Here is a 23,063-nt window from a genome sequence, read left to right as displayed (position 1 = left end):
TCTCCGTGTTGAAAATTTGACAGTGTTATAGTTGAGACTCGCTGACGGTCCAGTGTCAGCTAACCCATTTTAGCCGGGGGGAAGGCCGTGAACGCACACAAAGCCATGTTCTGGGAACCGGTCGAAGGGGACGTCGTGCGCTGCTCTCTGTGCCGCTTCCGCTGCCTCATTGCCGACGGTCATCGGGGGGTCTGCGGGGTGCGCGAGAACCGGAAGGGAGTCTTGTACACCCTCGTGTACGGCAGGAGCATCGCCGAGAATGCCGATCCCATCGAGAAGAAGCCCCTGTTCCACTATTACCCCGGCTCCCGGAGTTTCTCCGTCGCCACCGTCGGCTGTAATTTCCGCTGCCTGCACTGCCAGAACTACGAGATCTCCCAGTGGCCCCGCGAGCGCAAGGACATTCCCGGCCGGGAATTGCCTCCGGAGCAGATCGTGCGGGAGGCCAAGGCGGCCGGGTGCCGCACCATCGCCTATACCTATACCGAGCCGACGGTTTTCTACGAGTACGCCTACGACACGGCCGTGCTGGCCAGGCAGGAGGGGATCGACAATGTTTTCGTCACCAACGGCTACACGTCCCCCGAGGCCTTGGAACGCATCGCCCCCCATCTCGGCGCCGCCAATGTCGATCTGAAGGGGTTTTCGGACAGGTTCTACCGGGAGGTGGCCGGCGCGACCCTGGAGGGGGTCCTGGACACCCTCAGGGTTTACCGGCGACTCGGGATCTGGCTGGAGGTGACCACCCTGGTGATCCCGGGGCACAACGATGACGAGGAGCAGCTCGCGGGGATCGCCGACTTTATCGCAGGCGAACTCGGCCCCGAAGTGCCCTGGCACGTGACCGCCTTCTACCCGACCTACAAGATGCTCGACTCTCCCCGGACTCCCGTGGCGACCCTGCGCCGGGCCCGGCAGATCGGCCTGGATGCCGGTCTCAAGTACGTTTACGAGGGGAACGTGCCGGGAGAGGGAGGGGAAAACACCTTCTGTCCCGCTTGCAAGGAGCTGGTTATCGAGCGCTCCGGGTACCGTCTGGGAGCGGTGCGGATCGAGGAGGGGCAGTGCGCTTCTTGCGGAGAAACTTTGGACGGAGTGGGTCTTTAGGGCCGCAGTGTTGCTTATTACACCGACAACCGAAAGACGGAGGGATTATGACAAGACAGATCGGTAGAGAGTCGCGGCGGGCATTTCTCCTGGTGCTGGCCCTGGTGATGATATGTGGTCCCGCCGCCGGTGCGGCCGGCCTGGACGAGAGCCTTTTTCGAATTCGGCAGGGGGGCGGGGCAGAAACTCTCGATGAGTCGACTGTCGCTTCGGGGCTGAAGGACGCCCTGCGGGTGGGAGCCGAGCGGGCGGTCGCCTCGACTTCGCAGGCCGACGGCTTCTGGGGCAACGAGCTGATCCGCATCGGTCTGCCGCAACAGCTTCAGCCGATGGCCGGGGCCTTGCGCGCCACCGGGCTCGGTGGCCAGGTCGATGCCCTGGAGATGGCCATGAACCGTGCGGCCGAGCAGGCTGCCGGCGAGGCCAAGGACGTCTTCTGGGACGCCATCACGGGGATGACCCTGGCCGATGCCAATGCCATCTACCGGGGGGGGGATACGGCGGCGACCGATTATTTCCGGGGCCGCACCGAAAAGACCCTTCGCGACCGGTTCCGGCCGGTGGTGGCCGAAAAGATGTCGGGGGTCGGCCTGTACCAGCTTTACAACCAGCTTGTCGGGAGCTACACGGCCCTGCCTTTTGTCTCCAAGCCGTCGCTCGACCTGGAAGGGTACGTCAGCGATCGGGCCCTTGACGGTCTCTTCACCGTCCTCGCCGAGGAGGAGAGCCTCATCCGCCAGAATCCCCTGGCCCGCTCCACCGATCTGCTGCAGAAGGTCTTCGGCCGCTAGGTGCGGGGCAAATGCTGGGGGACGGCCTGTTTAGCCGTCGTTTTTCTCTCCGCTATCCTCGGGGGCCGCTGAATCCTCCTGCCCGGGGTTCTTTGGGGATGGCGCCTTCCTGTGGCTGTGCTCCTTCCAGTAGCGCATCCGCTCGACAATGCTTTTCTCGTAGCCACGCCCCGAGGGACGGTAGAAGGATTTTCCCTCGAGCCGTTCGGGCAGGTGTTCCTGGTGGGCGTAGGCCCCGTCGAAGTCGTGGGCGTAACGATAACCTTTGCCGTAGCCGAGCTCCTTCATGAGGCCCGTCGGAGCGTTGCGGATGTGGAGCGGGACGGGCAGAGCTCCGCTTCGCCGGACTTCGGCAAGGGCCTCGTTGATGCCGCGGTAAGATGCGTTGCTCTTGGGGGCGGTGGCGAGGTAGGTTACCGCCTGGGCCAAGGGGATGCGCCCCTCGGGCATGCCGATGAAATGGACCGCCTGCTGGGCGGCCATCGCCACCTGAAGGGCCCGGGGGTCGGCGTTGCCGATATCCTCGGAGGCGAATATGACCATCCTCCGGACGATAAAGAGGGGGTCCTCCCCGGCATCGATCATCCGGGCCAGCCAGTACAGGGCCCCGTCGGGATCGGAGCCGCGCATGCTCTTGATGAAGGCCGAGATGACATTGTAGTGCTCCTCGCCCCCCTTGTCGTAGAGCAGGGCCTTCTTCTGCAACGCCTCCTCCACCACGGAGGCGGTGATCTTCTCCCCGCCGGCCGTCGCCGCGGCCAGCTCCAGGGTGTTCAGCGCCACCCGGGCGTCCCCCCCCGCCAGTTCGGCCAGGAGTTCGAGGGCGTCCTCCTCCACGTCCGGTTTCTTGTCGGCCAGGCCGCGGGGGTCCTCCAGGGCGCGGCGCAGCAGGACCTTTATCTCCCCCGGGCCGAGCTGTTCCAGGACGAAGACCCTGGATCGGGAGAGGAGGGCAGGGTTGACCTCGAAGGAGGGGTTTTCAGTCGTCGCGCCGATGAGGATGATCTCCCCTTGTTCCACGTAAGGGAGAAAGGCGTCCTGCTGGGCCTTGTTGAAGCGGTGGATTTCGTCGACGAAGAGGAGGGTCTTGCGGCTGTGGTAGGCCTTTTCCTCCCGGGCCTTGGCCACGATCTCTCGAACCTCTTTCACCCCTTGCAGGACCGCCGAGAAGAAGACGAATCGGCTCTTGGTCGAGTTGGCAATGACCTGGGCCAGAGTGGTCTTGCCGGTTCCCGGGGGGCCCCAGAAAATGACCGAGGCCAGCTGGTCGGTCTCGATGAGGCGGCGCAGCAGGCGGCCTTCGCCGAGCAGGTGGGTCTGGCCCACCATCTCGTCGAGGTTTCGGGGGCGCAGGCGCTCGGCCAGAGGAGTCGTTTTGCTCTGGGCGTTGTCGTGGCTGAACAGATCCATGGCCGATACGAAAGGTAGGGGGGTCGGGGGAAAGGGTGCCGGTCCGGCAGGGACCGCCTCTGGACGACGACTCTAGAACAGCCGGCTGCGGACGGCAAGCCATCTGCGGGGGTAAGTCTTTGAAAGTGATAGACTTTGCCCGGGTGGTATGATAGCTTTTTCCGGCTAGGCAAAGGAGACTCATGAAACGGGTAGGGATCTACGCAAAACGCAGCAACCCGGACGCGGTCCGGGTGGCGAGGGAGCTCGCCTCCTGGCTGGAGGAGCGCGGTCTCGAGGTGTTCCTCGAAGAGGAACTGGCCTCCCAGATCGGCGGCTGCCAGGGCTATACCGAGGGGACCATTCCCGCCATGGTCCACCTGATCATTGTTCTCGGCGGTGACGGGACCCTGATTTCGGTCGCTCGCCTGGTCGGTGACCTGCGCACCCCCATCCTTGGGGTGAACCTCGGCAGCCTCGGCTTCCTGACGGAGATCACCCTGGACAAGCTCTACCCGGTTCTGGAGCAGGTGCTGGCCGGCCAGTTCACCGTCTCTAGCCGGCTCATGCTGGAGGCCGTGGTGCGCCGGGCCGGGCAGGAGGTCGGCCGCTACCTGGTTCTCAACGACGTGGTCATCAACAAGGGGGCTCTGGCGCGGATCATCGACATGGAAGTGAATGTGGATGACGACTACCTCACCACCTTCAAGGCCGACGGTCTGATCATCTCCACCCCGACGGGGTCCACGGCCTACAACCTGGCAGCGGGTGGGCCGATCGTCTACCCGGGCCTGCACTGCCTGGTGGTGTCCCCCATCTGCCCTCACATGTTGACCAACCGGCCGATCATCGTTTCCGACGAAGCGATCATCAAGGTGGAGGTCAAGTTCCATGATGAGGACGTGGTTTTTACCGCCGACGGCCAGACCGGGATGCCCCTGCAGGGGGGCGACGTGGTGGAGATCCGAAAGTCCCGCAGTTCGACCCTGCTGATCAAAAGCCCCTTCAAAAACTATTTCGAGGTCCTGCGCACCAAGTTGCGATGGGGGGAGCGATAAGCGGTCCCTGTACGCCATTTGGCCGTGAAAAGGGGCAGGTTTTGCTCCTGACATCCGCCCTCGGACGCCTTCAGTTATGCTCACTGATCTGATAATCCACAATTTTGCCATTGTCGACCGGCTCCATGCCACTTTCGGCTCCGGTTTCAACGTCCTGACCGGTGAGACCGGGGCGGGCAAGTCGATTATTATCGGTGCGGTAGCCCTGCTCCTGGGCGGCCGGGCCCGGCCCGACCTGATCCGCACCGGCGAGGAGTCGGCGACGGTGGAGGCGATGTTCGATCTTTCCGCCCGGCCCGATTTGAGCCGCCGGCTGGCCGAGGAGGGTTTTGGCGAGGCCGAAGAGCTGCTGGTCAGGAGGGTCATCTCCCGAAGCGGAAAAAACCGGATTTTCATCAATGGGTCCTTGGCCACGCTGAACCAGCTTCAGCCCCTTGTCGCGGGTCTGATGACCATTTACGGCCAGCATGAACACCAGCATCTGCAGCGGGTCGAGACCCACCTCGACCTGCTCGACCGTTATGCCGGTCTGGAAGAGGACCTGGCCCGGTACCGGGGCCATTTTCAAGTGGCCGATGATCTTTCAGAGCGTCTTCGAAGCCTGACCGACGCCGAGCGGGACCGGCAGCAGCGTCTCGATCTGATTTCCTTTCAGGCCAGGGAGATCGCCGCGGCGGCCCTTTGCCCCGGGGAGGACGAGGCCCTCGCCTCGGAACGGTTGCTGCTGCAGAACGCGGAGCGCCTGGCGCTGGCGACTTCCGGAGGCTATGATACCCTCTACGGTGCCGAAGGGGCGGTCTGCGAACGCCTGGAGGCCACGGCTTCGACTCTGGAGGCCCTGGCGGAGGTGGACCCCGCCCTCGGGCGCCTGGCCGAGACGGTGCGGTCTTCCTTGTATGGCCTCGAGGACGTGGCGGTGCAGCTTCGCAATCACGGCGACCAGGTCTCCTTCGAGCCCGGACGGCAGAATGAGGTGGAGGAGCGCCTGGCCTTGCTGGGGGAGCTGAAGCGCAAGTACGCCCCGACCCTTGGCGGGGTGCTGGAGTATCAGGCGGCGATCGAGGCGGAGATCGCGGAGTTGAGCGATGTCGATGCCGCCCGCAGGGACCTGCGTCATCAGCTCGATGCCGCGCGGCAGGCCCTCAATGGTGCCGGTAAGACCCTTTCCGCGCGTCGCCGCGAGGCGGCTTCGCGCCTGCAGGCCGCCGTCGAGAGGGAATTAAGGGACCTGGCTTTGGCCAAGGCCCGTTTCGAGGTGCAATTCGCTCCCCTGGAAGAACCGGGGCCCCGCGGGGCGGAGAGGGGGGAGTTTTTCCTGGCGCCCAACCCCGGAGAAGAACCCAAGCCCCTGGCCCGAATCGCCTCCGGGGGCGAACTGTCGCGGATCATGCTGGCCCTGAAGCGGGCCGCTCCTGAGGCCGATGCAGTGGCGACCCTGGTTTTTGACGAGGTGGATGCCGGGATCGGCGGGGTGGCGGCGAGCGCGGTGGGGGAAAAACTCCGCTCCGTCGCTGGAACCCGCCAGGTTCTTTGCATCACGCACTTGCCTCAAGTGGCCGCCTATGCCGGCCGGCATTTTCGGGTGGAGAAGGCGGAGAGGGATGGGCGGACCGTGGTCAGCCTGACCTCCCTCGGCGGAGAAGAGCGGGTCCAGGAAATGGCCCGCATGCTCGGTGGCGCCCGGGTCACCGAGCGGACCGTGGAGCATGCCCGGGAAATCATTGCCCAGTCAGTCGCCGGCTGATTGGCTCGTCATTTGCAACCCTACACAGGCATGAAGACAGAGGTCGCGCCATGATCCGCAAGGCTCGTATTCCCGACGCCAGGGCCATCCACAAGCTTCTGGTCGATTACGCCAGGGATGGACTGATGCTTCCCCGCTCCCTGCCGGAGCTCTTTGAATTCATTCGTGATTTTTATGTTTTCGAGGAAGACGGTGTCGTCCTTGGCACGGTCTGCCTTCACATCTGCTGGGAGGACCTCGCTGAGGTGCGCTCCCTGGCCGTGGCACCCGATAGCGGGTCGCGGGGGATCGGGCGCCAACTTGTTGAGATCTGCCTGGACGAGGCCCGCCAGTTGGGACTGAAGCGGGTCTTCGCCCTGACCTACAAGCCCGGTTTTTTCGAAAAGCTTGGATTCGGGCTGATCGAAAAGTCGGAGTTGCCGCACAAAATCTGGGGGGACTGTATGAAATGCGCCAAGTTCCCCGAGTGTGACGAGATCGCCATGAGTATCGAGCTGTGAGAGGGGCGCCCCGGCCGGGCTGCAAAGGCCTAAACGCCCGATTTTTCTAGCGACTAAGGCCAGGGGGTTGACAGAAGGGGCCAGCTTGTTTAATAAATCTCCCTTTGCCTCGTTTTTCCGCCTGCTCAAGGAGGGCCGCTTGCCAGCACGGAAGTTCACCGTTCTCATTATTCCGGAGGGATCCCATCGGGTCCGCCGCTTCAGCCTTCAGCGCACCTTGGTGAAGGCCATCGCGGTCGCGGGGGTTGCTCTGGTCCTCGGAGGCTGCCTGCTCGTCGCCGACTACCTGCGCGTGCGAGTCGACCGGGGTGAGTTGGAGTACCTGCGGGTGCATAACCGTTCCCAGGAGCAGGATCTGCATCGACTTGCCGCCAAGGTCGAAGATCTCCGACAGGAGATGGTCGTCCTTGCGCAAAATGACGCCAAGGTGCGGGTTATGGCCCAGCTCACCCGCCCCAAGGGGGATAGCCTGACCGGCGTTGGCGGTCCCCCGGAAGCGGACGCGGTGGCCGAGTTCTCCCACCTTCAGCAGCAGATTGACGACGTGCGGCGGGCCATCGACCTGCGGCGCGAGAGCCAGGAGGAGATCCGCGGAGTTCTCAACGATCAGAGTTCCCTGCTCGCGGCCAAGCCGGTCGGATGGCCGGTCAAGGGATGGATGACCTCATCTTTTGGCATGCGGCGTTCGCCCTTTACCGGCAAGCGCAAAATGCACGAGGGGCTCGATATCGCGGCCCGCACCGGAACCCCTATCTATGCCACAGCCGACGGCATAGTCAGCCAGGCCGGGACCAGGTCGGGGTATGGAAAGCTGGTGGTCGTCGAGCACGGTTACGGGTACAAGACCTACTACGGCCACAACTCCAAGATTTTCGTCCAGGTCGGCCAGCGGTTGAAGCGGGGGGACAAGATTGCAGCCGTCGGCAATACCGGTCGTTCTACCGGTCCCCATCTGCACTACGAAGTCCATCTCAACGGCGTTCCGCTCAACCCCAAAAAGTATCTTTGATATCAAATAGTTCAGAAAAAAATCCCCGGCCCTGCCGGGGATTTTTTTTGTTCTCCTCCGGACGTGTTGAAACGGCCTTTCTTCCTTGTGGGCAAGGCGGCCCTTATGATAAAATTCCTACCTTTGCCGGGCCGCGAAAATCTCTGCCCCCGGCGCCCCAAAACATTTCATTCAGGCAAGACCTTGACGGAGTCTTATAATGATCGGTTCCCTGGTGAGAAAGATCGTTGGCAGCAAGAATGAGCGCGAGCTCAAGCGGATGCAGCCTGTCGTAGAGAGAATCAACGCCTTGGAGGGGGAGATCGCTACCCTGTCCGATCAGGCCCTGGCCGCCAAAACCGCCGAGTTTCGCGGGCGCCACCAGCAAGGGGAGAGCCTCGACGATCTGCTTCCCGAGGCATTCGCCGTGGTGCGTGAGGCGGGCAAGCGGGTGCTGGGGATGCGTCATTTCGATGCCCAGCTCATCGGTGGCATGGTCCTGCACGGCGGCAAGATCGCCGAGATGAAGACCGGCGAGGGTAAGACCCTGGTCGCCACTCTGCCCTGCTACCTGAACGCCCTGACCGGCAAGGGCGTTCACGTCATCACGGTCAACGACTATCTGGCACGCCGCGACTCGGAATGGATGGGGCAGGTTCACCGTTTCCTGGGACTCTCCGTCGGATGCATCGTGCACGGTCTCACCGACGCTCAGCGTCAGGAGGCCTACGGGTGCGACGTCACCTACGGCACCAACAACGAATTCGGTTTCGACTACCTGCGTGACAACATGAAGTTCGCCCTGGCCGATTACGTCCAGCGGCCCCATCACTACGCCATCGTCGACGAGGTCGATTCCATTCTTATCGACGAGGCCCGAACCCCCCTGATCATTTCCGGTCCGAGCGAGACCTCCGGCGAGCTGTACACCTCGGTGAACCGGGTCATTCCCATGTTGAAGAAGGGGGAGATGATCGAGCACCGGGACGGCAAGATCGGCCAGACGATGCGGGAGTTTACCGGCGACTTCACTGTTGACGAGAAGGGCAAGAGCGCCGCCCTCACCGAGGACGGGGTGGCCAGGGTCGAGAAGCTCCTCGGGGTGGAGAACCTTTACGAGCCGCGCAACATCGAGACCCTTCATCACGTCAACCAGGCCCTCAAGGCCCACGCCCTCTTCAAGCGGGACGTTGACTACGTGGTCAAGGACGGCGAGGTCATGATCGTCGACGAGTTCACCGGGCGTCTGATGCCGGGCCGGCGCTGGAGCGACGGACTGCACCAGGCGGTGGAGGCCAAAGAGGGTGTTCGGATCGAGAGCGAAAACCAGACCCTGGCGACCATTACCTTTCAGAACTATTTCCGGATGTACGAAAAACTGTCGGGGATGACAGGGACCGCCGACACCGAGGCTTCCGAATTCGCCGAGATCTACAAACTGGAGGTGGTGGTCATACCCACCAATCGGCCGATGATCCGCAAGGACCAGGCCGATGTCATTTACAAGACGGAAAAAGAGAAGTTCAAGGCGGTTATCGAAGACATCGTCGAGAGCCACCAGTCTGGCCAACCTGTCCTTGTCGGAACCATCTCCATCGAAGACTCTGAGCTTCTCTCTGACATGCTCAAGAAGCGCGGCGTACCGCACAATGTGCTCAATGCCAAGCATCACGAGCGGGAGGCCGAAATCGTCGCTCAGGCGGGGCGCAAGGGCTCGGTGACCATCGCCACCAACATGGCCGGCCGCGGCACCGATATCGTCCTCGGAGGCAACCCCGAAATGATGGCCCGACGCGAGGCGGCCACAGCGGAGGATCCCGAAGCCGCCTTCGCCGAGCTGGCCGCCAAGTACCAGGAGGCCTGCGCCGGGGAGAGGCAGGAGGTGCTCGATGCGGGCGGACTCTTTATTCTCGGGACCGAGCGTCACGAGTCGCGGCGCATCGACAACCAGCTGCGCGGGCGCAGCGGGCGGCAGGGAGACCCCGGGGAGAGCCGTTTTTACCTGTCCCTGGAGGACGACCTGCTGCGGATCTTCGGTTCGCAGCGGGTGGCCTTCGTGATGGACAAGCTCAAGATCCCGGAGAACGAGCCGATCGAGCACGGCATCATTTCCAAGGCGATCGAGAACGCCCAGAAGAAGGTGGAGGGCCACAACTTCGAGATCCGCAAGCACCTGCTCGAGTACGACGACGTCATGAATCGGCAGCGCGAGGTGATCTATGTTCAGCGCAGGGAGGTGCTCGGCGGGGAGAATATCCGCGAGACCATCGAAGGCATCCTCGGGGAGACCGCCGAAGACATGGTCGCAACATTCTGTCCGGAGAAGACTCCGCCGGCGGAGTGGAACTGGGACAGCCTTCAGGAAGATTTTTTCACCCAGTTCTACTTCCACCCCGAACTGCACGACCCCGGAGTCCAGGGGCTGAGCTCGTCCGTTCTCGAAGAGCAGATACGGGATCAGGCCAGGGCCCGCCTGGCCGAAAAGGAGGAGGAGTTCACCTCGCCGGTCATGGAGCACCTGATGAAGGTTCTGCTGCTGCAGGCCATCGATTCCCAGTGGAAGGATCACCTTCTCTCCGTCGACCACCTCAAGGAGGGGATCGGCCTGCGCGGCTACGGCCAGAAGAACCCCAAGGAGGAGTACAAGCGGGAGGCCTACGCCCTCTTCATGGACATGATGGGACGCATCCGCCAGGAGGTCCTTCAGAAGCTGTTCCGCATCCAGCTGGCGCGCGAGGATGACGTCTCCCGGATGGAGGAAGAGCAGCGCAAGCGGCGCATCGTACTCAACCGCGCGGGGGGGGAGGACCAGGCCAAGACGCCTGCGACCCGTGAGGAAGACAAGGTCGGACGCAACGACCCCTGCTCCTGCGGCAGCGGGAAAAAATATAAAAAATGCTGTGGCCGCTAGCAATGGCGGTCTTGCCGATGGGGACTTATTAAGTCCGGGGATGGATAACGATGGGCAAAGAAATCAAGGGAATAAAAGGGTTCAAGTTCGCCGCCCGGGCCGCCGGCATCAAGAAACCGGGCAAGCTCTACCTGGCGCTGATCTATTCCGAGGTGCCGGCCCGCTGCGCCGGAGTCTTCACCGCCAACAAGGTGGTGGCGGCTCCCGTGGTGGTCACCGCTCCGCGCATCAAGGGGGGCACCTGCCAGGCGGTGCTGGTCAACAGCGGCAACGCCAACGCCTGTACCGGCGAGCAGGGTCTCAAGGACGCTCTGCGCTGCGGTGAACTGGCCGCCCGGGTTCTCGGGGTCTCCGAGGACGTCGTGGCCGTCTCGTCCACGGGGGTGATTGGGGCTCCCCTGCCCATGGAAAGGCTGGAGAAGCACGTCCCCCTCCTGGCCGGGATGCTCGAAGCCGGCGGCGCCAAAGGGGTGGCCGAGGCGATCATGACCACCGACTCCTTCGCCAAGCTCTCCGACTCCCGAGGGAGCGACTATTCTATTCTCGGCTTGGCCAAGGGGGCGGGGATGATCCATCCCGACATGGCCACAATGCTCGGCTTCGCCCTGACCGATGCCCGGGTCGAGGAGAAGTTCCTTGGCGAGGCCCTGCGCCGGTGCGTCGATCGCTCCTTCAACTCCATCACCGTGGACGGTGATACCTCCACCAACGACATGGTCCTGCTGCTGGCCAACGGCATGGCCGGCGGCCCCGAGATCTGCGGCGGGACGGCGGCGGCAGAGGATTTCGAGAAGCGTCTCGGAGCGGTTCTGCTCGATCTGGCGAAAATGATCGTCCGGGACGGGGAGGGGGCGACCAAGCTTGTGACGATCCAGATCCGCGGGGCGGCGAGCGCCGTTCAGGCCCGACAGGCCGCACGGAGCGTGGCCACCTCCAGTCTGGTGAAGACCGCTTTCTTCGGGGAGGACGCCAACTGGGGAAGGATTATTGCGGCCGTCGGATATTCCGGGGCCGATGTCGATCCTGACCGGGTCGATATCCGGTTCGGCGATGTCCCTGTGGCGCGCCAGGGGCTCGGCACGGGAAAAGAACTGGAGGAGCAGGCCACCCGGGTTCTTCAGCAGGCCGAATTCACCGTCACCGTCGATCTGAATCTCGGGGACGGCGAGGCCGCCTACTACACCTCAGACCTCACTTACGACTACATCAAAATCAACGCCGACTACCGGACCTGATATGCAGGAGCCACTTGGTTGTGTTATTCAACAGACTGACTTCTGAAATCTGAATTGCCGCGTCTCGACCATGAATTCTCCAGCCCGCAATATCGACCATACCCTGCTAAAACCCGAGGCAACCGCCGACCAGATCCGCATGTTGTGCGAGGAGGCGGTGGAGTTCGGGTTTGCCGCGGTCTGCATCCCGCCGGCCTATGTTTCCCTCGCCGCCAACCGGCTGTACGGTTCGGAGGTTGCCGTGGCGACGGTCGTCGGGTTTCCCCTCGGCTACGACTGCCCGGAGACCAAGGCCTATGCCGCTTCCAGAGCCGCCGCCGCCGGCGCTGCGGAGATCGACATGGTGATCCACCTGGGGGCAGCCCTTGCGGGGGACCTCGACCGGGTGGAGGGTGAAATCCGCAAGGTGGTCGAGGCCGCCCCGGAGGGGCGCGTCAAGGTGATCCTCGAGTGCTGCCGCCTGACGGATCCTCTCAAGGTTTCCCTCACCGAGCGGGTGGTTCGCGCCGGGGCCGCCTATGTCAAGACGTCGACCGGCTTCGGCAGCGGCGGGGCGACCCTCGACGATGTGCGCCTGCTGGCCGGGACCGCCGCCGGGCGCATCGGGGTCAAGGCGGCCGGGGGAATCCGCAGTTGGGAAGAGTGCCGGGCCTTTCTGGAGGCGGGCGCCACCCGCATCGGCACCCGTTCGGGGGCGGCCATTCTCGAGCAGTGGCGGCGGGCGGAGGGGGTGTGAGCTTCCCGGGCTTTCGCCGGGCGGTGCTGATCACTCTGGACGGTGTGGGGGCCGGGGCCCTTCCCGATGCGGCTCAATACGGAGACGCCGAGGCAAGTACCCTGCTGCACGTGGCGGAGGTCTGCGGCGGCCTCGACCTGCCCACCCTGCAGAGGCTTGGTCTCGGCAATATCCTGCCCCTGCCCGGTGTCCCGGCTGCGGCGCGACCCGCGGCCGGGTACGGCAAGATGCGGGAGCGCTCGGCCGGCAAGGACACCACCACCGGTCACTGGGAGCTCGCAGGGGTCGTCCGGGACCTTCCCTTCCCGACCTATCCGCACGGCTTCCCAAAGGAGGTCATCGCCGCCTTCAGCCGGGAGACGGGGCTGGAGCCCCTTGGCAACATCGCGGCCAGCGGGACCGAGATTATTCGCAGGCTCGGGGAAGAACACCTTCGAACCGGCCGCCCGATTGTGTACACCAGCGCCGACTCGGTGTTTCAAATCGCCGCCCACGAGGAGGTCATCCCCGTCGACCGCCTCTACCGGATCTGCCGCACGGCCCGCCGCATTCTCGACCCCTGGGGGATCGCCCGGGTGATCGCCCGGCCCTTCGCCGGGCGGGGGGCCACCGATTTTCATCGCACCCCCCGGCGCCATGATTTCTCCATGCCGCCCACCTCGCCGACCCTTCTTGATAACCTGCAACAAAACGGACTTCCCGTGATCGGAGTGGGCAAGATCGGGGATATTTTCGCCGGCAAAGGGGTGAGTGAGTCGATCTACACGGAAAGCAACGCCGATGGCATGGCCCGAACCCTGGGAGCCCTTGCCGGGCTCGACAAGGGGCTCGTCTTTACCAACCTGGTCGATTTCGACATGCTGTACGGTCACCGTCGTGATCCCGCAGGTTTCGGCGCTACCCTGCGGGAGTTCGACCGCTGGCTGCCAAGGCTTCTCAAAGCGCTTGGAGAAACCGACCTTTTGCTGATCACCGCCGATCACGGCTGCGACCCGACCACCCCTGGGACGGACCATACCCGGGAATACGTTCCCCTGCTCGCCTGGCATCGCCGGCTCGGGGCCGGGGTCAGTCTCGGGACCAGGGGCAGCTTCGCCGACGTGGCGGCTACCTTGGCTGCTGTCTTTTCAGTGGCGTCTTCTGCGGGGGAGAGTTTTCTGCCGGAGCTTTTGCCCCCGGCGCAGGGGCGGGGGTGACGGGAGGGGCGGAGGGTGAGGTCTACTTCTCCCAGACCAGGCGCAGGGAAGCCTTGCTGACTTCCCCGTGGATCTGGCCCTGATCCAGCCCCTGGTGACCCCTGGGGCTTTCCGAGACTTCCCCCAGGAAACGGCTTTGGATGAAGGCCTCAAGGTCCCGGAGGGCCTCCTCGCCCATCTCGTTGAACTCGATGCCGATGCCCTGAAGGTAGTTGTTCTCGGGTCCGGGCTGGACCCGGTACAGTTCCCGTCCGTCGATTTCCAGCTCCTTTTTCATTCCGATCAGGGGGAAGGTCACCTTTAACCGGTCCTCTTTCTCGAGGCGTGAGGCGGTCTTGATAAACAGGCCGTGGGCGCTGAGGCTCAGCACTTCCGCCAAGTGAGAGGTTTCACCCTGGCAGAGCATTCCGGGCAGCTTGGTTTCAAGGCGCAAGTTGCGGCGGGGGATTTTTTCCAGATGTTTCTGGGTGAACTCGAACAGGGCGAAGATATTCAGCGGGACTGACAGGGTTTCGTAGGGCAGTTCGAGCTCGGGGCAGGTGGAATCCTCCTGCAGGACGATGAGGGGACAGCCCGTGTCGGTGAGCCTGCAGGCCAACGTATCGCGGAGGGCTTGGCTGCCGTCGGCCAGAAAGGTCGAGCCGAGCAGCAGCAGGTCAAGGGAGCTCTCCCGAAGAAAGGCCGAGAGTTCATCCGGTCTGGAGGTGGCAAGGGCCCTGTATCCCCAATGCTTGAGGATGACCTCCAGGGTGGAGAGGAGTTTCTCTCGCTTGTCGCAGATCAGAATTCGTTTCATGCCTCTGTAAACCCGCCTCTCTGTTTTTTCCCTATTTATGGAGGAAGGGGAGGCTGCCGGTCAAGAAAAAACCCCATGAAAGCCCCCCCATGTTCCGAGGGCGCCGACCGGCGCAAGACAGTCGAATGAACTGTTTCGGCTCCAACGGGTTGAAGGGGACGGGAGGCGGTCGGTCTGCTCGGCCATTCGGTGGATAAGGCGGAGCGCAAGGCGGGGGCGTCGCGTGGCAGTTCCTTGAGAATGAGTGCCGGACCGGTCCCCGAGCATCAAAAAAGCGCCCGCATCGGACGCTTTTTTGATGGCGACAGGTGAGGGTACGATTATTTCTTTTTGTTCTTTGCCCGGGCGGCACGGGCTTTGGCCAGGTTCTCACCGAGGCCGCGTTCCACGGCCATCTGCCGCCGGCTCTCCGAGTAGGTGCGGGCAGCCAGAGGCTGGGTGCGGGGGATGTCGAACCGCTTGCGGTATTCGCCGGGCTTCATGTCGTGGGAGGTCTTCAGGTGGCGGGCCAGGGTCTTCATCTCCTTGCCGCAGATCATGCAGATGACCTTGTCCTTGCCAAAGGCCTTCTTGAGCGAGACGGCCGGGGCGGCGGTTGCCTCTTCGGCCGCTTCGGTGGCCACATGCTCTCCTTTGTCCAGAGCAACCAGTGCCTCGTGGACGTCGGACAACTCCGCGATCAGATCTTCTTTGGTCAACGGGGTAATAGAAGCGTGGGCGGCAACGATTTCGGCCGTCATTTCGAGTAGAGTCGACATGTTTTACCTCCTCGAGGATGATGTAAGAGTGATTTTGAAGAACAGGACTACTAATACAATATTTATATTTAAAATCAAGAAAAAAACAAAGTCAGAAAAGAAGTCCTTACGTCAACGGTGGAAAGGTTTAAGTTGTTGATGCTTTGATGTGGTTGTCCGCCCGTAAAGAGTTAAGAGGGTTTTAAGTGTTTCCTGGGTCATCATCCGGACAGGAAGCATTGTTCGAACGTTGTTTTGAATTTCTTGCCAGGCTTGAGGGCGGACGGGTTTCCTTTCTTGTGGTTTGAAAGGTTCAGGCATCCTGAATTTATTTGCAAGAGCCGTCTTCGTAAGGTATAGAAGGGGTGCGCGCGCAACGGCATTTTGGAGCCATCGGAAATGAATGTGCGAAACCAACTTGAACAACGTGAAGTTCAGATCCTGTCCCCTTATGCCTGCATGAGTGCACAGAGTGCCGGTCGCCGTCTTCCCGAAGAGCCTTGTCCGGTGCGGACGGCTTTTCAACTTGACCGGGACCGCATTCTGCACAGCAAGTCCTTCCGCCGCCTCAAGCACAAGACCCAGGTGTTTCTCTCCCCCGAGGGGGACCATTACCGGACGCGGTTGACCCATACCCTCGAGGTCTCCCAGATTGCCCGCACCGTCGCCCGTGCTTTGTCGCTCAACGAGGACCTGACCGAAGCCATCGCCCTTGGTCACGATCTGGGGCACACCCCCTTCGGCCATGCCGGAGAGCGCGTCCTTGCCGAATTCGTCCCGGGGGGGTTCCACCATGTGCGGCAAAGTCTCCGGGTGGTGGATAAGTTGGAGAAGGACGGGCAGGGTTTGAACCTCACCGCCGAGGTGCGCGACGGGATCCTGAAACATTCCAAGGGGCGGGGGCCCATCCTCAGCGACGACCCCTCGGTGCTCGCCTCGACCCTCGAGGGGCGCGTGGTGCGTCTTGCCGATATCATCGCCTATGTCAATCACGACCTTGACGACGCTCGGCGGGCCGGGCTCGTGTCGAGCCGGGATATTCCGGAACACCTTCTTGCCGCGCTCGGGGGGAGGTCGGCCCGTCGCATCGACACCCTGGTTCGGGACATGATCGAGACGTCGATGGCAGCGGAGGGGCGTGAAATCCTTCTCTCGGACGGGGTCGTCGGGGCGGTCGAGGATCTGAGGGACTGGCTGTTCGAACACGTCTACCGGGAGGAGTCGGTAGACTGCGAGTTTATGAAGGCTTCCCGCATGCTTCGGGAGCTTTTTCAGTTTTTTACGGACGAGAAGGCCCTTCGGGCCCATGGCGGCCGCCGTCTGGCAGGCGATCCGCTGAGCGTGTCGGTCGCCGACTTCATTGCCGGGATGACCGACCGGTTAGCTCTCAAGCTGTATCAGCAGCTGTTTTTGCCGCAACCGTGGAAGAGCCTGTAAGGGGGGCTAACTCCTTGAATTTCCCGGTTGTTGTGTTGACACCCGAAGGCGGGTGTGATACGGTTTCTGCCTATTTGTGTTGGCTTTTTACCCCGACCAAAGGTGTAGTTTTTATCGCTGGCCGGAGGCCCCCGGTCCCATCCCCGGGGTGGAAAAAGATGCGCCATGCCCATGCGTTTCAGAAGACCCGGGGCGAAAGAGGCGCAGCGTCCCAGGACGCTGAAGGAAGGGGGGACGCCCTTTGACATCGGGCGGCCTGGACACGGTGAACCTCAAGGAGGCTCGGATGAGCAAGAAACTGCTGTTGGCCGACGACAGTATCACCATCCAAAAGGTCGTAGGGATTACTTTTGCCCAGGAGGACTACGATCTGACAGTGGTGGATAACGGTGCGACCGCCCTGGAAAAGGCCCGCCTGGAACATCCCGATCTGATCGTGGCGGACGTGCACATGCCGGGGAAGAACGGTTATGAGCTTTGCTCCGATGTCAAGCAGGATCCCGCCCTTGCCGCGGTGCCCGTTCTGCTCCTCACCGGGACCTTCGAGCCTTTTGATGAGAACCGCGCCCGAAACGTCGGCGCCGACAGCTGGATAGTCAAGCCTTTCGAGTCCCAGGCCCTGATCGATCGGGTAGAGGAGCTTCTCGCCAAAGCGCCGGAGCCTGCGCTGGTCGAGCCCGCCCCTGCCCCGGTGGTCGCGGCGGAGAGGCCCCTCGCTTCGGCCCCGGCCGTGGAACCCGCCCCGGAGGTGGCACCGGCTCTGGCCGTGGCCGCAGCCGCCGCAGCAGGCGCAGGTCAGGTCGAGGCGCCCGCCGAGGAGGAGATTCCCCTCGGCGAGTGGGAAGAGGAGGCGCCCGCCGATGAGGCCCCGGCGCTCGGGATCGAGGAGGATGTCTGGGGGGGCGTCTCTCTGGAGGAAGAAGCCGAGGAACCGGTCGCTGAGGAGCCCCCTGTCGAAGACATCTGGGGGGCAGTGGAAGAAGAATTTCCCCCGGGCGAAGAGCTTTCTGCCGAAGCCGGACCCGGGGCCGAAGAGGACTTCCTTTTCGAAGCTGATTTCGCTGAGGAGCCGTCTGCCGCCCCTGCCGAGGAGCCCTGGTCCGGCGTCGAGGAAACCTTCCTCGGGGCCGAAGAGGCCTCGCACGAACCCCCCGGTTTCGAGAACACCGGCGATGATTACGTTTTTGGAGAATCCCTTCCTGCCGAGGGCGCGGAAGAGATCTTTCCCGAGGGCGAAGCGGTCTCCTTCGAAGAGGATGAAGAGATCCTGGACCTTGAAGAGGACGAGGAGATTCTCGAACTCGACGAATGCGACATCCTCGAGGAAGAGGACCTCGCTTTCGAGGAGGACCTCCTGGCCGGGGGCGCTGAGGTGTCCGCTTTCGAGGAAGCTCTTCCCGAGGAGGAAGTGATTGCCGAGCCCGCTTCTCAGCCGGTAGGGTTTTCCCCGGAGTCCTTCGCCGCCGAAGAGGCCTTTGAGCCTGAAGAGGCCTTTGAGGCTGAAGAGGCCTTTGAGGCTGAAGAGGCCTTCGGGCCGACGACGGCCGGTTTCGATGAGTTGGAGATAGCTGTTGCGGAAGAGGAGCCTGGCGCCGGGCAGGAGCCTGAATCGCTGGCCGCGACGGTCGAGGCCCCGCTCGAAGAGGGCGGATTCGGCGGCTTCGAGACATCCGCGCAGGACGACGAGGCCTTCTTCGCCGAGCCGGAGGATGACCTTCTTGCGGCCGCAGGGTTGGATGCCGAGGAGTCGGCCGAGCCTGCTTTGGCCGAGGAGGATTGGGCCCAGTCCGAACCTGAAACAGAACCCTCCCTTGCGCCGGCGGCCGCCGCCGCGGCAGCAGGGTTGACGGGGGCGGCCATCATCGCCGACGCCGCCGAAGTTGAGGAGCGTGCCCGCTCCCTTTCGGAGGAAGATCTTGCCCGGGTCGTGGAAAAGGTCGTTAACTCGGTCATCGAGCGGCTGGCCAGCGTCATTTTGGAAAAGGTCGCCTGGGAGGTGGTCCCCGATCTCGCCGAGAACCTGATCAACGAGGAGATTCGCAAGATCAAGGAAGGGGCCGAGTAATCACCGGTCCCCCCCCGTGGGGGGGCTTGGCACTATTGACGGATGAAACGGGGATTGATACAATCCCCGTTTCCTTTTTCGGGGGCTGAAAACGCTCCTCTCTCAGTCGAACCAATATTTTTGCCGGAATGATGCTTTGTCCATGGAACCGAAGCTTCCCAAGGGGTACGAACCCCGCGACGTCGAAGCCAAATGGTATGGAACCTGGGAACAGCAGGGGCAGTTTCATGCCGATCCCGATTCGCCCAAGGACCACTATTCCATTGTCATCCCGCCGCCCAACGTGACCGGCGTGCTCCACATGGGCCACGCCCTCAACAACACCCTGCAGGACATCCTCTGTCGCTGGAAACGGATGTCCGGCCACGAGGTGCTGTGGATGCCCGGGACGGACCACGCCGGTATTGCCACCCAGAACGTAGTGGAGAAGCAGCTGGCCGCCGACGGCATTGACCGCCACGCTATCGGCCGGGAAAAGTTCGTCGAGCGGGTCTGGCAATGGCGCGAGGAGTCGGGTGGGCAGATCATCAACCAGCTCAAGCGCCTTGGCGCTTCCTGCGACTGGGAGCGGGAGCGGTTCACCATGGACGAGGGGCTGTCGAAGGCGGTCCGCGAGGTCTTCGTCCGCCTTTTCGAGGACGGCCTGATCTACCGCGCCAACCGCCTCATCAACTGGTGCCCCCGCTGCCACACGGCCCTCTCCGACCTCGAGGTCGAGCACGAGGAGAAGAAGGGGCACCTCTGGCACCTGCGCTACCCCGTGGAGGGGACCGACCGCTACCTCGTCGTCGCCACCACCCGCCCCGAGACGATGCTCGGCGACACCGCCGTCGCCGTCAACCCCTTGGACGAGCGCTACGCCGACCTGATCGGCAAGACGGTCCTGCTGCCGCTGGTGAACCGGAAGATCCCCATCATCGCCGACGAGTACGTCGACAAGGAGTTCGGCAGCGGCGCGGTGAAGATCACCCCGGCTCACGACTTCAATGATTTCGAGATCGGCAAACGCCACGACCTCGAGGTCATCAACCTCCTCGACGAGTCGGGCAACGTCAACGAGAACGGCGGCCCCTACTGCGGCCAGGAGCGCTACGAGGCGCGGGCCAACGTCGTCGCCGACCTCGAGGAGCAGGGGCTGCTCGAGAAGATAGAGGACTACGGCAACGCCGTCGGCGAGTGCTACCGCTGCCGCACGGTCATCGAGCCGTACATGAGCAAGCAGTGGTACGTCGATGTGAAACCCCTCGCCAAAGAGGCGATCGCGGCGGTCGAGACGGGCCGGACCAAGATCGTCCCGGCCCAGTGGGAGAAGACCTACTACGAGTGGATGTACAACATCCAGGACTGGTGCATCAGCCGACAGATCTGGTGGGGGCATCGCATCCCCGCCTGGTTCTGCGACGACTGCGACCACATCACCGTCTCCAAGGAGGACGCCTCGGCCTGCGGCGGCTGCGGCTCGAAGAACCTCCGCCAGGAGACCGACGTCCTCGATACCTGGTTCTCCTCGGCGCTTTGGCCCTTCTCGACCATGGGCTGGCCCGACACCACCGAGACCCTCAAGAAATTCTACCCGACGAGCTGCCTCGTCACCGGCTTCGACATCCTCTTCTTCTGGGTCGCCCGGATGATGATGATGGGGCTCAAGTTCATGGGCGAGGTCCCCTTCAAGGAGGTCTACATCCACGCCCTGGTGCGCGACGCCCAGGGGCAGAAGATGAGCAAGAGCAAGGGGAACGTCATCGATCCCCTGACCGTCATCGAGGAGTACGGCACCGACGCCTTCCGCTTCACCCTCGCGGCCTTCGCCGCAATGGGCCGCGACATCAAGCTCTCCACCGACCGCATTGCCGGCTACCGCAACTTCACCAACAAGCTCTGGAACGCCAGCCGCTTCGCCCTGATGAACCTCGAGGACTTCGACCCCGAGGGGATCGACCTCGGAAAGTACGAGCTGTCCCTGGCCGACCGCTGGATTCTTACGCGCTTCGCCGAGGCGACCGAGGCGACCGGCAGGGCGCTGGAGGAATACAAGTACAACGACGCCGCTAACACCCTCTACGCCTTTACCTGGCACGAGTTCTGCGACTGGTACATCGAGCTCGTCAAGGACGACCTTTACGGCGACGACCCGGCGGTCAAGGCCCGCGCCCAGGCGGTCCTCTACGCCGTCCTCGAGAGCCTGCTGCGCCTGCTCCATCCCATCATGCCCTTTGTCACCGAGGAGATCTGGCAGGCGCTGCCCGGCGCGCGCCCCTGCGCCTCGATCATGCAGGCCGCCTACCCGGCTGCCGGCGCCGTCCCCGTTGACGCCGAGGGCGCCGCTCAGATGGAACTGGTCATGGAGATCATCCGGGGGATCCGCAACATCCGCGGCGAGATGGACGTGCCTCCGAGCAAGAAGATCGCCGCCGTCCTCGACTGCCGCAGCGATTCATCCCTTGCTGTCGTCTCAGCGGGAGAGGGTTACATCCGCACCCTGGCAAGGGTCGAGGAGATGAACAGCGGCGTCGGCGTCGAACGCCCCGGCCAGGCGGCGACCCAGGTCGCAGGGGACGTCGAGATTCTGCTGCCGCTGGCGGGGCTGATCAATGTCGATGAGGAGGAGAAGCGGCTGCTCAAGGAGATCGCCAAGGTCGAGAAGGACGTGGCGATGTTCACCAAGAAGCTCTCAAACGAAAAGTTCGTCGCCAACGCGCCGGCCCATGTCCTCGAAAAGGACCGGGGTAAACTGAAGGATGCCGAGGAGAAGCTCGGGATATTGCAGCAGAGCCTGGAGAAAATACAGGCGCTGAAATAAGGATGGACGAAAGGCCAGGGCATCGCTGCCCTGGCCTTTTTTATTGTGCGGAGTGTTGGCTTTGCGGAAAAGGCTTCGTGAAGCCTTCCCGTCTTTTCGACTGCTTGTGGGTAAAGCAGATCTTTCTGAAATGGTTTGAATCTAATATCCCCGGGATCGATATCGGTCCCGACGGTTCGGTATTGAATTCGGTTTGTTGGCTTAACGCAAGGAGGTTGTGGTGAGGACAAAAGTGTTTTGCATCGTTTTGTGCATCGTGTCGGCATGTTTATTTTCCGGGTGTGCCGCCCCTGTTTCAGAGCAGATTGATCTCGATTTGAAATCATCCACACGCAGTGAAAACGTTGTGAAGGTTTTGGGGCAGAGAGAACTCTCTGTTTTGATTGATATCGAAAATGGAAAGATCGCCGTGCAGGATGTGAAGGGTGATGTGTCTACTGAAGAATTAAAAGAACTGTACGAAAAAAATGCTTCGACCCTGGCACGGGTAGGTGTTGATAAGGCCGACAGCACAACTCTGAAGGAATGCATTACCATCTCTTCTCTTGGAAAATTCAGCACGTGCTACGGCTACAACACTCCCAAGGGAAGTTTGTTCAGTGAAACAACGCCGAATGCTGGGGGTATATTTGCCAATACCGTCACTTCTCCACTCCTTGCCGCTTTGCTAATTCTTGAACCAGTTGAAACCTACAATATGATTCGCGCGGGGGTAACAGATAAAAAAATAAACAGCGATCAGGTGGACCGGGTTGGTCAGCATGTCAACAACCTGCTTCTGGAAGAGTTGACCTTGGCGGTGAAAGATATCGATTCCATCGAAAAGTTCGTTCAAAAATATCCTGCGGCAGGACTTGCTTCCAGCCCGTTCATCTTGAAATCCCTGTCAGGGTTTGCTGATGACGACTTTGACCGTTTGGACAAAAACAGCATTGCAGAGCTAAAAGCGTTTATCGAAAAATACTCCGAAGTCTTTTCCTCCCCATGCCTTACGCCGACAATATCAAAACTCAATGTACGCAAAGGTCCCGGCACAAAACACGGCGTGGCTTTTACCTTGGGAGAAAAAGACACTATCTGTAATGTGCTTCAAACCAAAGGCGGATGGGTGCAATTTTCAGGTGCCGAGAAAAATAGAAAGTATTCGGGTAAGTATTGGGTCAGCAGGCAATACCTGAAACCTGCCGCGTCAGGTGTTGTAAGTTCTGCCGGTAATCAACTATCCTCCCTGCTGGCGCAAGCCAAAAAGGAGGAAGCCGCGATCGCAAAGAACATCCAGCTTCGGAAGCAGCGGCAGCGTGCCGCCGAAGCCGAGAAGCGCCGCATCGCCCAGGTGAAAAAAGAGGCGGAGCTCAAACGGCAGAAACTGGCGAAGATCAAACCGCAGCTCGACGCGGCGATTGCCTTAAGGTCGATGGTAAACCTCGAAGCCTTCATCAGCGCCTACAGGGACGACGCCGATGCGGCTGAACTTATCAAAGTGGCCAACGCCAAATACAAAGAGCTGCTGTTCAGCGAGTAGCCGTCGGTTCAACGAGCGTGTTTTTGGCAACTGAGACAGGCCTCTCACTGA

General features: G+C 62.1%; 17 protein-coding genes. 14 read left to right on the top strand and 3 right to left on the bottom strand.

Features of this window, described 5'->3' with window-relative positions:
- The first annotated feature begins 105 nt into the window (after positions 1–105).
- Entirely contained in the window at positions 106–1,107 is a 1,002-nt protein-coding gene (gene amrS, locus C0617_RS16310; protein WP_365889467.1) for an AmmeMemoRadiSam system radical SAM enzyme, read from the top strand.
- Between the two features lie 47 nt (positions 1,108–1,154).
- Positions 1,155–1,898 carry a DUF4197 domain-containing protein gene (locus C0617_RS16305; protein WP_291318095.1) on the top strand — a complete coding sequence of 248 codons (744 nt, stop codon included), beginning with the start codon at positions 1,155–1,157 and terminating at the stop codon, positions 1,896–1,898.
- A 30-nt stretch (positions 1,899–1,928) separates the two neighbouring features.
- Here C0617_RS16305 and C0617_RS16300 read toward each other — a convergent pair whose 3' ends face one another.
- Positions 1,929–3,308, bottom strand: a complete 1,380-nt coding sequence (locus tag C0617_RS16300; RefSeq protein WP_291318094.1) for a replication-associated recombination protein A — start codon at positions 3,306–3,308, stop codon at positions 1,929–1,931.
- A 182-nt stretch (positions 3,309–3,490) separates the two neighbouring features.
- On the opposite strand from C0617_RS16300, the gene C0617_RS16295 reads away from it, so the two are divergent.
- From C0617_RS16295 to C0617_RS16260, 8 genes are all read left to right on the top strand, one after another.
- Complete coding sequence (locus C0617_RS16295) at positions 3,491–4,345, top strand: NAD(+)/NADH kinase (RefSeq protein WP_291318093.1); 855 nt, start codon at positions 3,491–3,493, stop codon at positions 4,343–4,345.
- Between the two features lie 76 nt (positions 4,346–4,421).
- Positions 4,422–6,089 carry a DNA repair protein RecN gene (recN, locus tag C0617_RS16290; protein WP_291318092.1) on the top strand — a complete coding sequence of 556 codons (1,668 nt, stop codon included), beginning with the start codon at positions 4,422–4,424 and terminating at the stop codon, positions 6,087–6,089.
- Positions 6,090–6,139: 50 nt separating this feature from the next.
- Positions 6,140–6,589: an N-acetyltransferase gene (locus C0617_RS16285; RefSeq protein ID WP_291318091.1), complete on the top strand. Its 450-nt coding sequence runs from the start codon at positions 6,140–6,142 to the stop codon at positions 6,587–6,589.
- 139 nt (positions 6,590–6,728) lie between these two features.
- Positions 6,729–7,598, top strand: coding sequence for a M23 family metallopeptidase (locus tag C0617_RS16280; RefSeq protein ID WP_291318090.1), 870 nt, complete (start codon positions 6,729–6,731; stop codon positions 7,596–7,598).
- A gap of 199 nt (positions 7,599–7,797) precedes the next feature.
- Complete coding sequence (gene secA, locus C0617_RS16275; RefSeq protein ID WP_291318089.1) at positions 7,798–10,488, top strand: preprotein translocase subunit SecA; 2,691 nt, start codon at positions 7,798–7,800, stop codon at positions 10,486–10,488.
- A gap of 50 nt (positions 10,489–10,538) precedes the next feature.
- A complete protein-coding gene (argJ, locus tag C0617_RS16270) occupies positions 10,539–11,723 on the top strand; it encodes a bifunctional glutamate N-acetyltransferase/amino-acid acetyltransferase ArgJ (RefSeq protein ID WP_291318088.1) in 1,185 nt (394 codons plus the stop codon).
- Between the two features lie 70 nt (positions 11,724–11,793).
- A complete protein-coding gene (gene deoC / locus C0617_RS16265) occupies positions 11,794–12,459 on the top strand; it encodes a deoxyribose-phosphate aldolase (protein ID WP_291318087.1) in 666 nt (221 codons plus the stop codon).
- Positions 12,456–13,655: a phosphopentomutase gene (locus C0617_RS16260; RefSeq protein ID WP_291318086.1), complete on the top strand. Its 1,200-nt coding sequence runs from the start codon at positions 12,456–12,458 to the stop codon at positions 13,653–13,655. Before deoC ends, C0617_RS16260 begins: the two co-directional genes overlap by 4 nt.
- Positions 13,656–13,677: 22 nt before the next feature.
- On the opposite strand, the gene C0617_RS16255 is transcribed toward C0617_RS16260, so the two are convergent.
- Positions 13,678–14,451 carry a PilZ domain-containing protein gene (locus tag C0617_RS16255; RefSeq protein WP_291318085.1) on the bottom strand — a complete coding sequence of 258 codons (774 nt, stop codon included), beginning with the start codon at positions 14,449–14,451 and terminating at the stop codon, positions 13,678–13,680.
- A gap of 320 nt (positions 14,452–14,771) precedes the next feature.
- On the bottom strand, positions 14,772–15,209 hold the full coding sequence (locus tag C0617_RS16250) for a MucR family transcriptional regulator (RefSeq protein ID WP_291318084.1): 438 nt from the start codon (positions 15,207–15,209) through the stop codon (positions 14,772–14,774).
- Positions 15,210–15,587: 378 nt separating this feature from the next.
- Here C0617_RS16250 and C0617_RS16245 point away from each other — a divergent pair, with 378 nt between their 5' ends.
- From C0617_RS16245 to C0617_RS16230, 4 genes are all read left to right on the top strand, one after another.
- Entirely contained in the window at positions 15,588–16,625 is a 1,038-nt protein-coding gene (locus C0617_RS16245; RefSeq protein WP_291318083.1) for a deoxyguanosinetriphosphate triphosphohydrolase, read from the top strand.
- Between the two features lie 286 nt (positions 16,626–16,911).
- Positions 16,912–18,690: a response regulator gene (locus C0617_RS16240; protein ID WP_291318082.1), complete on the top strand. Its 1,779-nt coding sequence runs from the start codon at positions 16,912–16,914 to the stop codon at positions 18,688–18,690.
- A 142-nt stretch (positions 18,691–18,832) separates the two neighbouring features.
- Complete coding sequence (locus C0617_RS16235) at positions 18,833–21,490, top strand: valine--tRNA ligase (protein ID WP_291318081.1); 2,658 nt, start codon at positions 18,833–18,835, stop codon at positions 21,488–21,490.
- A 220-nt stretch (positions 21,491–21,710) separates the two neighbouring features.
- Positions 21,711–23,012, top strand: a complete 1,302-nt coding sequence (locus C0617_RS16230) for a hypothetical protein (protein ID WP_291318080.1) — start codon at positions 21,711–21,713, stop codon at positions 23,010–23,012.
- The last annotated feature ends 51 nt before the right edge of the window (positions 23,013–23,063 follow it).

Origin of the sequence: Desulfuromonas sp., from assembly GCF_002868845.1 — a bacterium.
GTDB lineage: Bacteria > Desulfobacterota > Desulfuromonadia > Desulfuromonadales > BM501 > BM501.
This window is presented reverse-complemented; position numbering and strand designations above follow the sequence as displayed.